Annotated in this window: 23 protein-coding genes; 6 read left to right on the plus strand and 17 right to left on the minus strand. The window is 37.6% G+C overall.

Annotation, left to right across the window (positions count from 1 at the left end):
- Positions 1–22: 22 nt before the first annotated feature.
- Positions 23–919: a manganese catalase family protein gene (locus HNQ82_RS05460; RefSeq protein WP_183247849.1), complete on the minus strand. Its 897-nt coding sequence runs from the start codon at positions 917–919 to the stop codon at positions 23–25.
- Positions 920–933: 14 nt separating this feature from the next.
- On the minus strand, positions 934–1,140 hold the full coding sequence (locus HNQ82_RS05465) for a YuzF family protein (RefSeq protein WP_183247851.1): 207 nt from the start codon (positions 1,138–1,140) through the stop codon (positions 934–936).
- 169 nt (positions 1,141–1,309) lie between these two features.
- On the opposite strand from HNQ82_RS05465, the gene HNQ82_RS05470 reads away from it, so the two are divergent.
- Positions 1,310–2,563: a two-component system sensor histidine kinase NtrB gene (locus HNQ82_RS05470; protein ID WP_183247853.1), complete on the plus strand. Its 1,254-nt coding sequence runs from the start codon at positions 1,310–1,312 to the stop codon at positions 2,561–2,563.
- A gap of 24 nt (positions 2,564–2,587) precedes the next feature.
- Here HNQ82_RS05470 and HNQ82_RS05475 read toward each other — a convergent pair whose 3' ends face one another.
- Positions 2,588–4,003 carry an alanine/glycine:cation symporter family protein gene (locus HNQ82_RS05475; RefSeq protein ID WP_183247854.1) on the minus strand — a complete coding sequence of 472 codons (1,416 nt, stop codon included), beginning with the start codon at positions 4,001–4,003 and terminating at the stop codon, positions 2,588–2,590.
- Positions 4,004–4,156: 153 nt separating this feature from the next.
- On the opposite strand from HNQ82_RS05475, the gene HNQ82_RS05480 reads away from it, so the two are divergent.
- The gene (locus HNQ82_RS05480) at positions 4,157–5,497 is read left to right on the plus strand and encodes an MATE family efflux transporter (RefSeq protein WP_183247857.1); all 1,341 of its coding nucleotides are present in this window, start codon (positions 4,157–4,159) and stop codon (positions 5,495–5,497) included.
- A gap of 27 nt (positions 5,498–5,524) precedes the next feature.
- On the opposite strand, the gene HNQ82_RS05485 is transcribed toward HNQ82_RS05480, so the two are convergent.
- The 4 genes from HNQ82_RS05485 to HNQ82_RS05500 form a co-directional block, all read right to left on the minus strand.
- Complete coding sequence (locus HNQ82_RS05485) at positions 5,525–5,638, minus strand: YjcZ family sporulation protein (RefSeq protein ID WP_003398685.1); 114 nt, start codon at positions 5,636–5,638, stop codon at positions 5,525–5,527.
- Between the two features lie 26 nt (positions 5,639–5,664).
- Positions 5,665–5,769, minus strand: a complete 105-nt coding sequence (locus HNQ82_RS05490; protein ID WP_021094060.1) for a YjcZ family sporulation protein — start codon at positions 5,767–5,769, stop codon at positions 5,665–5,667.
- A gap of 105 nt (positions 5,770–5,874) precedes the next feature.
- A complete protein-coding gene (gene rarD / locus HNQ82_RS05495) occupies positions 5,875–6,774 on the minus strand; it encodes an EamA family transporter RarD (RefSeq protein ID WP_183247858.1) in 900 nt (299 codons plus the stop codon).
- 21 nt (positions 6,775–6,795) lie between these two features.
- A complete protein-coding gene (locus tag HNQ82_RS05500; RefSeq protein ID WP_183247861.1) occupies positions 6,796–7,674 on the minus strand; it encodes a cation diffusion facilitator family transporter in 879 nt (292 codons plus the stop codon).
- Between the two features lie 226 nt (positions 7,675–7,900).
- On the opposite strand from HNQ82_RS05500, the gene HNQ82_RS05505 reads away from it, so the two are divergent.
- Positions 7,901–9,211, plus strand: a complete 1,311-nt coding sequence (locus tag HNQ82_RS05505; RefSeq protein WP_183247863.1) for a Na+/H+ antiporter family protein — start codon at positions 7,901–7,903, stop codon at positions 9,209–9,211.
- An 80-nt stretch (positions 9,212–9,291) separates the two neighbouring features.
- Positions 9,292–9,624, plus strand: a complete 333-nt coding sequence (locus HNQ82_RS05510; protein ID WP_055441299.1) for a hypothetical protein — start codon at positions 9,292–9,294, stop codon at positions 9,622–9,624.
- Positions 9,625–9,626: 2 nt separating this feature from the next.
- Here the strand turns inward: HNQ82_RS05510 and HNQ82_RS05515 are convergent, their stop codons facing one another.
- From HNQ82_RS05515 to HNQ82_RS05525, 3 genes are all read right to left on the minus strand, one after another.
- The gene (locus HNQ82_RS05515; RefSeq protein WP_183247864.1) at positions 9,627–10,430 is read right to left on the minus strand and encodes a M15 family metallopeptidase; all 804 of its coding nucleotides are present in this window, start codon (positions 10,428–10,430) and stop codon (positions 9,627–9,629) included.
- Positions 10,431–10,491: 61 nt separating this feature from the next.
- Positions 10,492–11,196, minus strand: coding sequence for a purine-nucleoside phosphorylase (gene deoD, locus HNQ82_RS05520; RefSeq protein ID WP_055441297.1), 705 nt, complete (start codon positions 11,194–11,196; stop codon positions 10,492–10,494).
- Between the two features lie 105 nt (positions 11,197–11,301).
- Positions 11,302–11,664, minus strand: a complete 363-nt coding sequence (locus tag HNQ82_RS05525) for a hypothetical protein (protein WP_055441296.1) — start codon at positions 11,662–11,664, stop codon at positions 11,302–11,304.
- Between the two features lie 81 nt (positions 11,665–11,745).
- Here HNQ82_RS05525 and HNQ82_RS14665 point away from each other — a divergent pair, with 81 nt between their 5' ends.
- Positions 11,746–11,871, plus strand: coding sequence for a hypothetical protein (locus HNQ82_RS14665; protein ID WP_281380799.1), 126 nt, complete (start codon positions 11,746–11,748; stop codon positions 11,869–11,871).
- A gap of 102 nt (positions 11,872–11,973) precedes the next feature.
- On the opposite strand, the gene HNQ82_RS05530 is transcribed toward HNQ82_RS14665, so the two are convergent.
- The 7 genes from HNQ82_RS05530 to HNQ82_RS05560 all read right to left on the minus strand — a co-directional run bounded on the left by HNQ82_RS05530 (position 11,974) and on the right by HNQ82_RS05560 (position 17,605).
- Positions 11,974–12,297, minus strand: a complete 324-nt coding sequence (locus HNQ82_RS05530) for a hypothetical protein (RefSeq protein WP_183247866.1) — start codon at positions 12,295–12,297, stop codon at positions 11,974–11,976.
- A gap of 135 nt (positions 12,298–12,432) precedes the next feature.
- Complete coding sequence (locus HNQ82_RS05535) at positions 12,433–13,203, minus strand: sporulation protein (protein ID WP_183247868.1); 771 nt, start codon at positions 13,201–13,203, stop codon at positions 12,433–12,435.
- Positions 13,204–13,300: 97 nt separating this feature from the next.
- Entirely contained in the window at positions 13,301–13,474 is a 174-nt protein-coding gene (locus tag HNQ82_RS05540) for a YozD family protein (RefSeq protein WP_069201725.1), read from the minus strand.
- Between the two features lie 232 nt (positions 13,475–13,706).
- Positions 13,707–13,901, minus strand: coding sequence for a hypothetical protein (locus HNQ82_RS05545; protein ID WP_183247870.1), 195 nt, complete (start codon positions 13,899–13,901; stop codon positions 13,707–13,709).
- Positions 13,902–13,982: 81 nt separating this feature from the next.
- Positions 13,983–14,975: a biotin synthase BioB gene (gene bioB / locus HNQ82_RS05550; protein WP_183248220.1), complete on the minus strand. Its 993-nt coding sequence runs from the start codon at positions 14,973–14,975 to the stop codon at positions 13,983–13,985.
- A gap of 107 nt (positions 14,976–15,082) precedes the next feature.
- On the minus strand, positions 15,083–16,519 hold the full coding sequence (locus HNQ82_RS05555; RefSeq protein ID WP_183248222.1) for an FAD-dependent protein: 1,437 nt from the start codon (positions 16,517–16,519) through the stop codon (positions 15,083–15,085).
- A 147-nt stretch (positions 16,520–16,666) separates the two neighbouring features.
- The gene (locus HNQ82_RS05560) at positions 16,667–17,605 is read right to left on the minus strand and encodes a magnesium transporter CorA family protein (RefSeq protein WP_183247872.1); all 939 of its coding nucleotides are present in this window, start codon (positions 17,603–17,605) and stop codon (positions 16,667–16,669) included.
- A gap of 322 nt (positions 17,606–17,927) precedes the next feature.
- Between HNQ82_RS05560 and HNQ82_RS05565 the strand changes: the two genes are divergently transcribed.
- Entirely contained in the window at positions 17,928–18,215 is a 288-nt protein-coding gene (locus HNQ82_RS05565; protein WP_246348910.1) for a HesB/YadR/YfhF family protein, read from the plus strand.
- The last annotated feature ends 7 nt before the right edge of the window (positions 18,216–18,222 follow it).

Genomic DNA, 18,222 nt, shown 5'->3' on the forward strand with positions numbered 1-18,222 from the left:
GCTATGCCCTCGGCACAGCTTATTACAATCCGGCAGATCGTTGCAGACGTTTCGCGATTTCAAGAAAATCTTCGTATGAAATACCTGGGGCAAAGGTTTCCTCAACAGCTTCTAAATCTGGAATTGGGCCACCTGCTGGCGTACCTTGAATAACTTCAAGCTGTCCTCCATCAAGCGGATGCGTACCTTTCCAAATTTGTTTGACATCTTCATAATCATGTTCGCTAAATGTATACAATCTTCGGTGCCATCCTTGCGCTTCATATTTTCTTGCTGCATCAAACTTATCGTTACTTAAATTAGGGATTGGTAACATTTTTGTCATATCAACCCCTGTAACAATTTGAAGAGCTTTGGCATATGCCATAATATGAACCCCTCCTCGTACGAGTAAATAACCAATCATTTCTCGCGCAACAGGATGATCCGTCATCTCATATACACGCATTTTATGTGTGCGTGCACCACACTCGAGGAAAAAATTGTGTAGCAAGTCTAACACTAAGTTTCCACTATTGAAAACGTAATCCCCTGACCATGATTTTCCCATTGAATCTCCAGGCAACGCTGTTTGCGCCGTAGCGATAAAATGATACGTATTTCGTTGATCTACCCCACTTTGCATTGGTGTAACGTCTGGTGCTCCTTCATATGTCGTGCCGGTTAGACATAAATTAATGGCCGCTGTTACAAGTTCTACATGACCTAATTCTTCTGCTGTAATACTCGCAACTAAGTCGTAAAAAGGCTTTAGTTTTTTCTTTTCACGAAAGTTAAATGACTGAAATAAATAATTGTTTAATGTTGACATTTCTCCGAATTTTCCACCAAGCAACTCTTGAACTGCTGCTGCTGCCTTTGCATCTGCGTATGTGGATTTCGGCAGCTCAATTTGTAGTTTATTTATTCTCGTAAACATCTATTCTCCCCCTTTTATTTCGGCATAATCCAAACGATTTGTTGTATACGCACAAAAAAGAGGGTGTCGTTACTTTTTAACACAATATGATCAGGCTTCACGTCTTGGAGTGTACCTTGCACATTTCCGCGCACTGTTTCAATCACTATTTGTTTTCCCCTAATCGTTTGTAACGTCTGATAAACATAAGGGTCAATGAAAGATAGAAACTGAGGTGTCATTTTCTCTCCCCTTTCTTATTTTTCTTTCCCATCTTATTCATTTCTATTTTCGTTTATCACTGTTTTCATTTAGAACATAGTTTTATAAAATTTTATTTACATACTAGTCGATTCATTCATTTTGCGTTAAACTTCAACATAGGAATAGTGAAAATGAGGAGTTAAAAGTATGGAAAGTTATGAAAAACTAAAACAAAAAATAAATGAGCTTGAGGAAGAACTCACATTGTATAAACGTTTTGTTGAACACGTTAACTTTCCGTTTTCATACATCGATTATGCACTTGGAAAAGTAATGAAAAAGGAAAGAAATGTACTTTCTCCAACAATTGAAACAATAGAAAAGGATAACAATCAAACTCCGATTCTAAAATGGAATATTGATTTACAAAAAGATTATCCGTTTGAACAAGTGGAACAATTTTTAGCTCCTATTTTTGATCTTGTTTCTCACCATATCGTTTTTGTTGACGCTGAAGGAATCATTACGTTATGTAACTTGCAAGCCGCGAACGATGTTGGCGTCAATCGGGATAAGATCATAGGCAAACATATTCGGGAATTACTAAACATTCCTGACGAACAAATTATGACGTTAAAAACGTTGCGGACAAAACAACCTCTTTACAATTGCGAAGTGCTTGATCGATATTACGGCATCATTAATACGCGCATTTTATATAACGAAGATGGATCGATTAAACGTGTCATTAGTATGTTTCAATCACTAAATCAAATGAAAGAAGCAGAGAAGCTGGCGATTGCTGGACGAATTGCTGCAGGAATTGCCCATGAAATTCGAAATCCATTAACAACTGTGCGAGGATATTTACAGTTTTTAAAAGAACAACTACCTGAGCATATCGTTCATCTTATTAATCAACTACTTATTCCTGAACTTGATCGAGCAAATGACATTATTACAGACTTTTTAAATATTGCAAAACCAAACGAAGTAAAAGCAGAGTGGATTGAAATGAATGAATTCATTCAACATGATTTAGATCTTTTATTACGAAGCGAAGCGCTTCTTCATAACGTAGAGCTTTCCTATCATCTAGATGAAAAACTACAACATTACGTCGTTTATATTGATAAAAACCAACTGTTGCAAGTGTTCATTAACTTAGTTCGTAATGCGATTGAAGCGAAAACTGAAAAGTCTTTGCACGTAAACATTAGAACGAAATTGCATAATAACCTTGTTCAAATTTCTGTGCACGACAATGGGCCTGGTATTCCGCCCACAATTATCCATCATGTTTTTGATCCATTTTTTTCGACAAAACAAACGGGGACAGGTCTTGGTTTATCTTTGTCCCGAAAAATTATTGAGCTGCATAAAGGATCGATGCGCGTTCAAAGTGAATTAGGACATGGTACGTGCTTTATTATTGAATTACCAGCTTATTCAAAAAAATGAGGCTGCAATCATGCAGCCTCATTTTTACACTTCTTTTTTCATGTTTACTCGTTCTTCTTTCCAACATTCTACTTGATGTTCGACCCCAATATTGCTCGCATAAAATACTGGGTTCTTCCCTTGTTTTCGTTGTGTCATATAGTCTTGTAACGCTGCAAAAGCAACTCGACCAAGCAAGAAAATCGAAACTAAATTCACGATAACCATAAACGCCATAAATAAATCAGCTAAGTCCCATACGATTTGAATGCTTGACACAGAACCCCAAATAACCATTCCTAATACAGCGAGACGATACATAAGCAACGATGTTTTACTTGAACGAATAAATTCAATATTTGTTTCACCGTAATAGTAGTTTCCGATAATTGAGCTGTATGCAAATAAAAACACACTTACTGCAACAAATCCTTTTGCCCATTCACCAATATGTGTACTTAATGCCGTTTGTGTTAAAGTAATTCCATCAAGCCCTTCTTTCATATAATCCCCTGACAGTAAGATCATAAATGCTGTCGCGCTACAAACAACTAATGTATCAACGAACACACCTAATGTTTGAATGAGTCCTTGTTTTACAGGATGTGAAACTTCTGCTGTCGCTGCAGCGTTCGGAGCGCTACCCATTCCAGCTTCATTCGAGAATAAACCACGTTTAATTCCCATCATGATTGCTGCACCGAATCCGCCACCGACTGCTTGTTCAATACCAAATGCATGTTTAAAAATTAAAGCAAAGACGGCTGGTAATTGTGTGATATTTGTAAGTACAACATAAAACGCGATCAATAAGTATAAACCAGCCATCACTGGAACAATAATCGATGACGCTTTCGCTACGCGATGCACACCACCAAAAATAATAAATGCGGTCAAGATTGTAAGTACGACACCAATCACTGTTCGATCCATTTGAAAAGCATGTTCAAATGCAAACGTAATCGTATTTGCCTGAACAGAGTTAAATACAAGACCAAACGAAAACGTAATTAATATGGCAAACAATACACCTAACCAACGTTTTTTTAATCCTTGCTCAATGTAATATGCCGGACCACCGCGATAACTTTTTCCATCTTTAACCTTATAAATTTGGGCAAGCGTACTTTCAACGAAGCTTGATGCGCCACCAATCAAAGCAATTAACCACATCCAAAATACCGCACCAGGCCCACCAACAGAAATGGCTAACGCTACACCGGCTAAGTTACCTGTTCCAACGCGAGACGCTGTACTCATAAAAAACGCTTGTAACGACGAAATCGCCCCTGTTTTTTCTGGCCCCTCTGTGATAACGCGGAACATTTCACCAAAATAGCGAAATTGAACAAATTTTGTACGAAATGTAAAGTACAATCCGAAGATAATTAAAAGAGCGATAAGAACATACGACCATAATATGTTGTTTAAAAATGATACAACTGTTTGGAATAATTGCATATTCGTCACCTCACCTAATGTTCTAAATAAAAAACGACTTTTCTAATGTAACAAAACTTAACATGAAAAGCAAGAGGGTTGTCTATGAATACATAAAAATAGTATGTTATAATATCACTTGTGCACATTTTTTACATGCATTTGGAGGAGCCAATGAGGGAAACATATACGTTAAAAGAAAAAATAAAACAATTTTTACATATACTATTTCCGATTTTTCTCACGCAAATAAGCCTATATATGATGAACTTTTTTGATGTGATGATGACTGGAAAATATGGTGCTGTTGATTTAGCAGGTGTAGCGATCGGATCAAACATTTGGGTTGCTATATTTACAGGGATTGGGGGGATCCTAACTGGTCTAACTCCAATCGTTTCCCAAGCGTTTGGAGCGAAAGAACACAAACATATTTCTAAAGCAGTGGAACAGGCGGTATATGTAGCGATCGTTTTTGCCTGTTTTGTGTTAACCATTATTTATTTTCTCGTCCCTATTTTATTGGAAAACATGTATATCGAGAGCAATGTGCAAACCGTTGCCTATCAATATTTGCAAGCATTATGTATTGGTGTTATCCCAATTTTCATTTATTACGTTCTCCGTTCCTTTATCGATGCTCTCGGTCAAACAAAGGTTACAATGACGTTAACGTTATGCTCATTGCCATTAAATATTTTATTGAATGATATGCTCATTTTTGGACGATGGGGCATCCCAGCGCTCGGTGGAGTCGGTGCAGGATACGCTACAAGTATAACGTATTGGTGCTTATTGATATGTGCACTTTTGCTCGTTCGCTTTCGCAAGCCTTTTTCCACATATAATATACTAAAAAAGCTTAGCCCCGTTTCGTTTTATATTTGGAAGCAATTAGTTTCAATCGGTACACCCATTGGGCTATCAATCTTTTTTGAAACAAGCATTTTTTCTGCTGTCACCTTGTTAATGAGTCAATTCGGAACAATGACAATCGCTGCCCATCAAGCAGCGATGAATTTTGCTTCACTTTTATACATGATTCCACTAAGCATTTCTCTCACTTTAACGATTATTGTCGGCTTTGAAGTGGGAGCCAATCGATTGGAGCATGCAAAACGTTATTGCATGGTTGGCATTACTTTCGCCGTAACAATGGCTATTGCTGCCTCTATCGTCCTATTGTTATTTCGTGAAACGATCGCTTCCCTATATACGAATGATAAACATGTGTTGCAATGGACGAAGCAATTTTTGTTATATGCCCTATTTTTCCAACTTTCCGATGCCATTGCCGCACCAATTCAAGGAGCATTACGGGGGTACAAAGATGTTCGATTTCCTTTTTTTATTGCGCTTGTATCTTATTGGTTAGTCGGCTTGCCGGTTGGATATGCACTATCTCATTATACCGTTGCCGGACCGTTTGGATATTGGCTTGGTCTTATTATTGGCTTAGCTTCAGGTGCTAGTTTATTATTCATACGGCTACGTCAAAAATGGAAACATGCATAAAGGCAAGAGGGAAACCCCTCTTGCTCCTTAGCACCAAGCCGCACCAACGATAATAAGCAAGATAAAGAGTACAACGATGAGCACAAATGTTTTCCCGTATCCTGGATAACCATAGCCATAGCCACATCCATATCCGTACATAACATACTTCCCCCTTTATTGTTTAATTAATATCCCCAGCCACCAATATAAGCACTGCCAACAATGATTAACAAAATAAACAATACAACAATTAACGCAAAGCCACCGCCATGATGATGTCCTCCACTCATCTTTTGACACCTCCTTCTTGTACTAACAACCTATTCAACTACTAAGAAAAACGTTATAGTTTTTGAAAAAATGGGTAAAAAAACGTCTGTCACTTCGAACAGACGCTACATGTTTAATGACTTTTCTTTTCGTTTTTCCCATGTACTAGAAATTGAAAATAAAATCAACGCAGTCCAAATGCAGCTAAATGCATATATATGAGCATTTGTAAACGGCTCATGAAATAAAAACACTCCTAGCAGTAAACTTAATGTCGGTGAAATATATTGTAAAAATCCTAAAAGAGTTAGTGAAATATGTTGTGCCCCTTTAGCAAAATACAAAAGGGGCAATGCGGTTGCTGGTCCAGCCCCTATAAGTAATAGCATCGTTGCAAACGAAAAAGAAGCATCGTGAAATTGTCCAAACGAATGAATAATAAATATGAGCGCCAAAGGGGTCGCAAGCATCGTTTCAACAGTTAAGCCAATTGTTGCATCAACGGAAATAACCTTTTTCACAAGACTATACAATGAGAAACTACATGCAAGCGAAAGCGCAATCCATGGAACTTTCCCATATTCAATCGTCATACCCACAACTCCAGAAGCTGCTAAAATAAGGGATACGATTTGCCATTTATATAGGCGTTCTTTTAATACAACGACACCTAATAGTACGTTTAACAACGGATTCATGTAATATCCTAAACTCGCTTCAACCATATGATCATGATTGACAGCCCATATGTAAATAAACCAATTCGTACTAATGAGCAATGATGCAGCGATTAAAGCTGTTACCCGCTTCTTTTCTTGCCATAACAATCGACATGTATGAAAAAATGCAGGCCCGCTTTTTTGAATAAGCAACAACGCAAGCATAAACAAAAAGGAAGCGACAATGCGATAAGATAAAATCTCTTCCGCTTTGATATGTTCTAACATTTTCCAATATAAAGGCAATATTCCCCACAATACATAAGCAAGCAATGCATAAATCGTTCCGAGTTTTTCATTTTCCATCTTGTAACTCCTTTCTTCATCTCACTCCCCATGAAAAACATGGTCTTGTGCGTAAGGTTCAATATGCACATGGGCATAAACAACGCCATATTTTTGTTCAAGCAACCGCTCCACTTGATCAGCAATGTCATGACTTGTTACAACACTTAAATACGGAGCAACACAAATGGTAACATCTATCACCACTTCATTGCCGTACATCCGCCCTTTAATATCAACCACTTGTTTTACACCGTCAATACGCTCAATCTCCTGTTTATATCGCCTTAACATTTCATCATCAAAACCGTCCGTCAACGTATGGGACGCTTCCCTGAAAATATCCCATGCTGTCTTGCAAATCATAAATCCAATAACAAAAGCAGTAACAGGGTCAAGCCAACGCATATGTAATTGAGCGCCAACCACACCGACGACAGTTCCTACACTAACAAGCACGTCAGATAAATGATCTTTAGCTGCAGCAGCAAGTGCTTGACTATTTGTTACTAAAGCTAAACGTTTATTAAACATATATACAAAAAACATAAATATAGCTGAAGCACCTGCTGTCCATACCGCTATCCAATCTGGTTGAACATACTCTTTATTTTTCAATGTTTGCAACGCATTGATTAGCACATCAACACCGATAGACATCATAATAAACGCTGCAATTAAAGACGAAATATGTTCCGCACGCGAATGACCGTACGGATGGTTGTCATCGCGTGGCTTTTTTGCAATGAGCAATCCAATTAAAATAGCAATCGAACCAAGAATATCAGTAAAGTTATTCCACCCATCCGCTTTTAATGCTTCAGAATTCGACACATATCCAACGTACAACTTCGCTAAAGATAAAACAATATAAGCGCCAATACTGACCCATGCCCCTAATTCTGGTTTCATTTGCGTCATATATTCACCAACTTCTTGAACATTTTTGCGTTAACATTGTAACAAGCATATATTGTGTGGGTCTATAGCAACAAAATTGGTTTATTGAAGAACATTAGGGAAAACGCAATAACATTGCCTTTAACCAAATTTATTGTTGACGGCTGCTTGATAAATATGATAGATTGTTTAGTGTTTCATCACTCTACCAATTTATCAAACTAAAGTATTTTGTGGAGGTCATATTATGAATGCTGTTGTCATCTCAGTACTCGTCATGCTCATTCTTAGTTTAATGAGAACGAACGTTGTATTTTCATTACTAATCGCATCATTAGTAGGGGGATGGATCGGAAATCTTGATCTTTCGAAAACGATTGAAGTATTTTCAGAAGGATTAGGAAATAGCGCGGAAGTCGCTTTAAGTTATGCATTGTTAGGTGGATTTGCGATCGCTATTTCCAAAACGGGATTACCGAATGCCATTGTTCATATCATTATAAAAATCGTCGGAAAACAAGGAGAAGGAAAAAGGGCACAATATTCCAAAGCACTTGTTCTTCTTGTCATTTTATTAATGTCTTGTTTTTCACAAAACTTAATCCCAATCCATATTGCATTTATTCCCATTTTGATTCCACCACTTTTGCACGTCTTAAATGAATTGCAAGTGGATCGTCGGTTAGTAGCATCAATCATTACATTCGGCTTAATTACGCCTTATATGTGGCTACCTACCGGATTTGGAGCCATTTTTCATGACATTGTACAATCAAATATGGCTCAAGGTGGATTAATGATTGCAAAGTCAGATATTCCAAAAGCGATGTTTTTACCTTCACTTGGAATGATCGTTGGTTTACTCCTTGCTTTTTTCACATATCGAAAACCGCGCACATATAAACAAGTAAAATTAGAAAGTGAAGGTACTCAATCGTTCCAACAACGCGGAGTGTGGTTTGCGATTATTGCTGTCATCATCGCTTTAACCGTACAACTTGCTCTCGATTCCATGATTTTTGGAGCATTTGCAGGAATCGTCGTCATTTATTTAAGCGGATGCATTCGTTTAGCAGAGAGCGATCGTCTATTAACAGAAGGTATGCGCATGATGGCGTTCATTGGGTTTGTGATGTTAAGCGCCTCAGGCTTCGCCAATGTATTAAAACAAACTGGCCACATTGAGAAACTCGTTGAACAAGCCGCTTCACTTATTGGCCATAACGCAACGCTTGGCGCATTGCTTATGTTAATTGTCGGACTACTGATCACAATGGGAATTGGGTCTTCTTTTTCTACTGTTCCGATTATCGCAACAATTTTCGTTCCACTCTGTATGAAGCTTGGACTTAGCCCAATGGCAACAATTGCAATTATTGGTGCGGCTGGTGCACTTGGTGATGCTGGATCACCTGCCTCCGATAGCACGCTTGGTCCAACATCAGGCTTGAACGTTGACGGTCAACATCATCACATTTGGGATACATGTGTCCCAACATTTATTCATTACAACATTCCTGTCATTATTTTCGCATGGATTGCAGCGATTGTGTTATAAAAAGGGAGCCACTTTCACACAGTGGCTCCCTTTTTTGTCGAAAATTCACCGCACATTCCGACATTTTTTTTAAATAAAATATGTTAATGTATTGTAAAGTATATTTCAAAATTGTAAATATGCACGAAGGGGGAATGAGAACGATGATTTCGCAATTTATCGATCAAACAGAGGCAACGATCCTTCGCTTTTCATTGTCATTATTGAAAGAAATCGAATTAAAAATTATAAAAAAACAAATGATTTCACAACATCAAGCGATAAAATACGCCAAACAACAAATTGATTTATTTGTTAAACAAATGCATTTCCGTCAAGCACTAATCGCCGTGTATCGATCGGAATTATATATATACATCTCTAGAAAACTGGCCCTTGTATTCGAAAAATATCGCGTATTTAAATGTGTGTAAACTTATATTTTCTTTACGATTTGAAAATATTCTTCCAACGTAATTTGTTTCTCATAAATGACTTTGGCCACTTTTTTACCAACATAACGCAAATGCCAAGGTTCGTATTGATATTTCGTAATATGCTCCTTTCCTTTCGGATAGCGAATAATAAAACCAAACTCATGTGCATGTTGAGCTACCCACTGTCCCTCCGGTGTGTCACCAAATGCGGGTGTAATGGCATATTGAACATTTGGACTTGTAATATCGATCGCTAGTCCTGTTTGATGTTCACTTTTTCCGGGCATCGCGACGGCAACAACTGCTTTCTCTTCCCCTAATCGTTGAACTTCGGATGCGAATAGTTGTTGTTGCCGCTCATATGAACGATATCCTGATACAGCATACAGCTCAATTTGTTGTTGTTTCGCTGCTGTAAATAGCTCTTCTAATGCCTTGGCAGCTTCCGAACGCATGTGGCGTTTTTCGATATTCGTTTCTTTAAACGTAAACGGAACGTTTGGAATGACTAAATCAGCTGGTTTGTAATCAGCTGGTAATTGCTGTTCTTTATTTACTAAAGCTAGCACATTATCTGGATTCATGATGACTTTTACCCCATTTTGTACTTCGATTTGATTCCAAAATCGTTCTTCAAGTACAAGCTCTTCTTGTTCCTTCGTTTCAGAAGATGGTATCGGTGTTTTAGAAGATGGCTCTTCAACTTGTACGGGGGGCTTAGACGGTTGTTGTTCTTGCTCAAGTGATCCAAATGGTTGACATCCACTAACTATAATTAAACAGCAACATATCCATTTTTTCATTTTTCTCCCTCACGAATAGAAGAAAGCTCCGCGGAGTGCCTTCCGCAAGAGCTTTCATTTTTTATTGACGAATCGCTGTTTCAAGTGCGACTTCGATCATTTCATTAAATGTCGTTTGACGCTCTTCAGCCGTTGTTTCTTCCCCTGTTAAAATGTGATCGCTCACCGTTAGGACAGATAACGCTTTTCTACCAAACTTGGCAGCTAACGTGTAAAGAGCTGTCGTTTCCATTTCTACAGCGAGTACACCGTAACGCGCTAGTTTTTCAAATTGGGCATTTTCATTATAAAACATGTCAGCTGTAAATACGCTACCAACTTTTAGTTGCAATCCTTTTTCTTTCCCAATTTCATATGCTGTTTTCAACAAGTCGAAGTTAGCCGTTGGAGCGTAATCAATTCCCCCGAACGTCATACGATTTATTTGTGAGTCTGTTGAAGATGCCATTGCTAAAATGACGTCTCGGACTTTTACATCTTTTTGAATCGCACCGCACGTTCCAACGCGAATTAATGTTTGAACGTTATAACTTTGCATCAATTCTGTAACATAGATAGAGATAGACGGAACTCCCATACCTGTCCCTTGAACAGAAATTCGATGTCCTTTATATGTACCTGTAAATCCTAACATACCACGAACTTGATTATAGCAAGTAGCTCCTTCTAAAAACGTCTCGGCAATATACTTTGCGCGAAGTGGGTCTCCTGGAAGTAAAATTTTATCCGCAATTTCATGTTCTTTTGCACCAATATGAACGCTCATATACATCCTCCTTTAACCTTTACCGTTGCATATATACTATACCACACTTGTATGTTTCGCTAAAGCTTTGTTTTTCATGTATAAAAAAAGAGGGGATTCCCCTCTTTACGATATTTTCCGAAAATACTTTGGTTTTACATATAAAACTTTTTTATCTTCACTTACGACATATTTTTTCTTCGCTTGTTCGTAATGCTCGTATATTAAATAACAAACAACATAAATCGGTAACATTGCTTCCAAAGATGCCAAATAAATGAGGTAAAATGGGTGTGCATTCGTTTCAAACATTCCACTAAACACATAGTAAGCGCTTGCAATAACAACATTAGTGATGCTGATGTTTGCAAAATGAAGTAAGAAAATTTTCTTTCTCTTTCCAATAAGCCTCTCTAATTCAAATTTAATAAACAATGAACAAAAAATCGCAATAATGCCGACAATCGAAGAAATGATGAACGCAAACATCGCTTTTCCCACCCCATATGTATATTTTTTACGATTTTGTCGATGTTAATGGATGTGACTACATGTAAAGGAGGACTACGATTGGGAAAAAAACATCGCAACCGCATCAATAGCTCGAAAAAAAACAATCATGTTCCAAAAGAGACGTTAATCGCTGAAGCTGAAGCACACGATAAAGAGTACAATGCTAATAAAAGAAAAAAATAATCCCCCTTGCACGCACAAGGGGAATTTTTTATGATACTCTAACCTTGTGCTAATTGTCTATATACAATATAGCACAATTTTGTGAACATTTAAAGACATTTTTTAACGTACATGCATGCGATGAATGCGTTCCCATCCATCTGGACTTAAGCGATAGAAAAATTGCCCAAATCTTCCTTCATCAATCATTAAAATGTCCCCCGTACCGACATAGCGTGCTTCATAATCTTTCGGTACTAAATCAGGAACGTTAAACATACGATAAACTTCAGCTAATACATCATCATGATCTTCCCCATCGACCGTCAGCCGATACACTTGTCGATATCCCTTTGTTTGACCGAATTGCGGAGTTTGAAATAGCGTTACGTCGTAACATTGTGTGGGTTTTAATATTTTTCCCATAAACATCCGAATCACTAACATCCACTCCCTTTCTTCTTTACGTAACATATTAGTGATTCGTTTTGTCGATTCCTTTTGCATTTTTTTACTACTTTTGTCGAATATATATCATCTTCCGACATTTCTACACAAAAAAGATTGGGAGCTCCCAATCTTTTAAGCATATCGTCGAATCAATGAAGCAAGATCTGTTTGTAATGTTTGAATATGCTGCTCATGAATGGTGACGCGGATAAATGTTTCATCTAAATCAAGAGCCTCTGCAAATAATCCAGCTAACCCGCGCGCACGTCGATCGACTTGTATAAGCAATTCGCATTCATCTAGTGCATGTGGGAAAAAGATGATTTCCACTTCATCAAGCTTTCCACGAAACTCACCGCTAACCGGTAAAAATTCAAATTCTTGAACAAATGGAAGTCGTTTACGGACAACATAAGCGGCCTCTTTGCACTCCGCTTCTTTTAAGCGAAATCCTAAGTTTTCCATCACTTGAAATACCGCATTCATGACTGTAGTTGGTTGAACGCGAATATAATCTTCGTCTGTTGGATCGATCGCATTTTTTATGTCAAGTCCTGTGTGTAACCATACTCTCGTTCTTCCGACTGTAATGGGCGTATCAAGTGGAAGAGAAAAAGAAAACGGAAATTGTTTCTTTTCCCCAGCGTGAATAACAAAAGACTGAGCAATTTTCCACTTTTCAATGATTGCTTGTTTCGTTACTTTTCGATCATCTACCTCTTTTATATATGTAGCACAAAGAGACAAATATATATCATCAATTTGTTGGTCTATATTTCCTCCTGTCACCTCTACAACTCCCGTGATACGTTCACCAAGTGATAATTGTGACTCATGTAACTTCGTATCTACCTTCGCTGCTCCGATACCAATACTTGCTAAAACTTTATTAAATAGTCCCATAAAACAACCTCCCATTATTTTTCATTCTATATGTTTTACGAATAAAAAAGAAAAATGTTTCAACTTTCAAATAAAAAACGACGGAACAACCGCCGTTTTATTCATCAATTATTTCTTCATCAATAATACATTTTTCGATCAAATAATCAAACATAATATCTGCCATTTCCTCAATTTCACGCTCTGTTGGGACAAAGCCTCGCCGAACAAGTTCATTGTAAAAGAACTCCGCAATTTCTTCCGTATCAATAACGACTTCAATTTCTTTCACAACATCGCCCCCTTTGTATTATGTTATGAAAAAATGATTCATTTATGTCATCCGTTTTTATGTATATTTGCTGCTATGTGCACATACGTTGAAAGTAAAAAGGAACGGAGGACAAGCTTATGGACGAACGAATTGATCAATGGATGGAAACGATCACGAATGCATTATTTTGCATCGTATTCTTTTTTTGTATTCCATATTTCATATATTTGTTATGGCAATGTATATAGCGTTATTCGCGTCGTTTCCGTTGAGTAAACTTTTTTAGTTGTCCAATGACTTGCTTCATCATCTGTTCATACCGTTCGTCACCAAACCATTCGTACAACCATTTATAGTCGTTGTAAATATCTAATAAACCGTCAATAATCTCTTTTTCTTCTTGTTTTCGCCGCAATCGCTCATTTTCAAATTTTCGTGATATCACATGAACTTCACTCCAATGTTGAGCATCGTAATTAGTAATAGTATATGTATAGATAAAAAAGCCGACACAACGTCGGCTTTTTTATCTCGCATAAGATGCTGGAGCAAAGTCAATTTCAAATCCTAAATCTTCGAGCATTTGAAAATCAGCGTGTTTTTCTTGTCCGGCAGTCGTTAAGTAATCACCAACAAAGATGGAGTTCGCAGCATACAAACCAAGTGGTTGCAGGCTGCGTAAATTCACTTCCCTGCCTCCAGAAATACGAATTTCTTTCGTAGGGTTAGTGTATCGAAATAATGCCAACACTTTTAAACAGTAGCGCGGATGTAATTCGTTTGTCCCCTCTAACGGCGTTCCATCAATCGCGTGAAGAAAGTTTACAGGGATCGAATCCGCATCTAGCGCTTTTAAACTCCTCGCCATCGCAATTACATCTTGTTTTGTTTCTTTCATACCGATGATCACACCTGAACATGGGGACATCCCTACTTCCTTGACCGTTTCTACCGTACGTACCCGGTCATCGTATGTATGGGAAGTCGTAATGCGAGGATGATGTTCTTTGGATGTGTTAATGTTATGGTTATAGCGATCGACACCCGCCTCCTTTAAGCGCAACGCTTGTTCTGGCTTTAATATTCCTAGACACGCACATACTTTTAAACCATACATTTCTTTAATTTCTTTCACTACAGATACAACGATATCAATTTCTTTATCGCTCGGACCTCTTCCACTTGCAACAATGCAGTATGTTCCTATTTTCGCTTCATACGCTCGCTTGGCTCCTTGTAAAATCGTATCTTTATTTACCATTTTATATGTCGGAACTGAAGCAGTTGATATAGAAGATTGGGAACAGTATCCACAATTTTCAGGGCATAATCCCGACTTTGCATTCATAATCATATTTAATTTCACTTTATTTCCGTAATACGTTTTCCGAATGCGATAAGCGCCTTGAAGTAATAGTAACAGCTCATCATCGGGGCAATTTAATATAGCAAGTGCCTCATTGTCTGTAATTTCTTCCCCATCTAATACACGATCTGCTAACGATAACCAATCCATTATTCTCCCCCTTTTACTTCTAATTACCAATAATCGTATTCGATCAATAAATTTATGTCAACATTATTTTTATATATGTTAACAAAAGAAAAGCTAGCGAGACTAGCTCGCTAGCTATACGTTTCTACAATATGTCGCGCAATCCATACCCCGCATGCCCCCGCTTGCGCCAGACCACGTGTAATTCCTGCACCGTCTCCCCCAACGTATAGTCCTGTAATTTCCGTTTCAAAACGTTCACTTAACTTTGGACGGGCAGAATAAAACTTTGCTTCTACCCCGTAAAAAAGTGTATGTTCTGACGCAATACCTGGGGTGACATAGTTCAATGCTTCTGTCATCTCAATTAAACTTTTCATCGTATTGTAAGGAAGAACGAGACCTAAATCCCCTGGAACCGCTTCCTTTAACGTTGGTTCGATGAATCCTTCTTTAATCCGTTTTTCTGTTGAGCGTCTACCTTTTAAAATATCTCCGTATTTTTGCACAATAATACCACCGTTAGATAATGCATTGGCTAAGCGAGAAATTTGATGAGCGTATTCGTTCGGTTGATCAAACGGATCTGAAAATTTATGAGAAACGAGAAGCGCAAAGTTTGTATTATTGCTTCCTAGTTTCGGATCTTTATACGCATGACCGTTTGCAAGCATAATGCCAGAATGGTTTTCAACAACAACATGACCAGAAGGGTTACTGCAAAACGTCCGAACTTGTGTCCCGACGGATGTATTAAAAATGAACTTCCCTTCGTACAAATGTGTGTTAATTTCCTCCATAACGACGTTAGATGTTTCGACACGTACACCAATATCAACTTGATTGTTGATCATTTTCAATCCACGTCGTTTCAATATATTCGTTAACCAAGCTGAGCCATCACGTCCTGGGGCGATGACGACACGATCAGCATAGAGCATATCTCCGTTTTTTAATTGAATTCCTTTGACACGATTTTTGCCATCTATTTTTTCAGTCAAAATATCATTTACTTCTGCTTTAAACATCATATCAATGTGTTTACGCAAATATTCGTATATGCTCTTTAAAATCTCTAAATTTTGTTCTGTCCCAAGATGCCGAACTTGTGCGCGTAACAATTTTAATCCAGCTGCATAAGCGCGCTTTTCAATTTCTCTCACTTCATCTGTAAGCGGATCAGTCAACGTATGCGTAGCACCATGCTTCAAGTTGATTTCGTCCACGTAGCGAATAAGTTGTAACACCGTCGAATCAGGCAAATAATCTGTCATCCATCCACCGAACTCGCTCGTAATGTTAAACTTACCATCTGAATAAGCCCCTGCTCCTCCAAATCCATTTGTAATCGAACAAGCAGGTAAACAACCTGCGTAATCTTTTTTTCCAACCGGTGGCGGACATTTTTCAATTTTCTTCTGCAAAATTGGACAATTTCGTCTATAAATATCGTGCCCTTTATCAACTAGTAACACACGTGCTCCTGGTAGTTTTAATGTTAATTCATAACAAGTAAAAATTCCCGTTGGACCTGCTCCAACAACTATCACATCGTAACGATTGTTCACCATTCATCCCTCACCTTCCATTTTCCGAATGTTAATATACTAAATAGCACACAAACAGTCAATAAAAAACGATCTTTTTTAATTTATTTTTTATATAATGTTCGTTTTTATTTAAGACACAAAAAAAGAACGGTACATACCGTCCTTTTAAAAATAACGTTTCTTCCAAAAAACAAACGCCGTAATACTCGAAAGAACGAAAGAAATACTTAAAGCAACTAAATATGCATACGGCTTATCTTGATATGGGATCGGAACATTCATCCCATAAAAGCTTGTCACCATCGTTGGGAAGGAGATGACAATTGTAATTGCAGCTAAAAATTTCATAACAATGTTTAAATTATTTGAAATGACGGAAGCGAATGCATCCATCATCCCACTTAAAATGCTACTATATACTTCTGTCATCTCAATAGCTTGCTTATTTTCAATAATGACATCTTCTAGCAATTCTTGGTCATCTTCATACATCCGCAAATAATTTAAACGAAGTAACCGTTCCATCACGATATTATTTGCTTTTAATGATGTCGTAAAATAAACGAGACTCTTTTCTAAACTGAGTAAAGAAAACAACTCTTTATTTTGCATCGATTGATGCAGCTGTTTTTCAATTTCGCTTGTTTTTCGATTAATTTGCTTTAAGTATCTTAAGTAATACGTAGAAATCATATATAACATTTGTAACGCAAAACGCGTTTTCATATACGTATAAAAATGCTTCACCTTATTTTTTGTAAACTCCTCAAAAATTGGATTTTCTTGAAGGCAAACAGTAATAAAACAGATGTTTGTAATAATCATTCCAATTGGAATGGTTTCATATGTTGGAATGTTTCCCTCATCGTACGTAATAATTGGAATGTCAACGATGATGAGCACATGGTTGTCTTCTTTTTCGATGCGTGACCGCTCTTCATCATCTAATGCATCTTTAATCGAGTCAATCGGAATATTAAGATGCTCTGCGATGTAGCGAATTTCACTTTCTGTTGGAGAAACGAGGTTTACCCAACAGCCGTTTTTGAGCTCATGAATTTCCTCTAATTTTCCTTGATCATTAGATAAATAAATGTTCATCATGGCGTAACTCCCCCTATCTTCTCTACAAGAGGTAAGCGCCACTTTTTTGTCGTTGGAGCGCCTGTTTCGTTTGTGAGCAGTACGTTCCAGCGCCAAAAAACGAAGCTACTTCCCCTATTATTGCTGGTTCTGGTTCATTCGTGTTCGCCCTGCTCATAACGGAACTGTCACTCCTTTCGCTTTCACAGTCATTACGGATTAATGATACATGTTTTGCCACCATTTGTATAGTTCCTTTTTTATTTTTTCTTGAATCGAGTATTCAAAAATAGAAAAATGCTTCTCGTTCTTTTATAATCATTGATGAAGGATGGTGAACATAATGAACATATACATGTGTGATCGAGCGTTTCAGTGGTATAAAGAAGAACTCCAATTACAGCGTGGGGACTATGTTCGTTTTTTCGCTCGATATGGTGGGTGTAGTAACGTACAAAAAGGCTTTTCCCTAGGAGTGAATAAGGAAGAACCAATCGATGTAGCCGTAACGTTAGAAAAAGAGGGCATCATCTTTTTTATCGAACAAAACGATATGTGGTATTTTGATGGTCACGATTTACATATTGAGTTTGATGAAAAACAAAACGAACCGATATTTATATATAGATAAAAGCGGG

Origin of the sequence: Anoxybacillus tengchongensis (genome assembly GCF_014201585.1) — a bacterium.
Taxonomy (GTDB): Bacteria; Bacillota; Bacilli; order Bacillales; family Anoxybacillaceae; genus Anoxybacillus; species Anoxybacillus tengchongensis.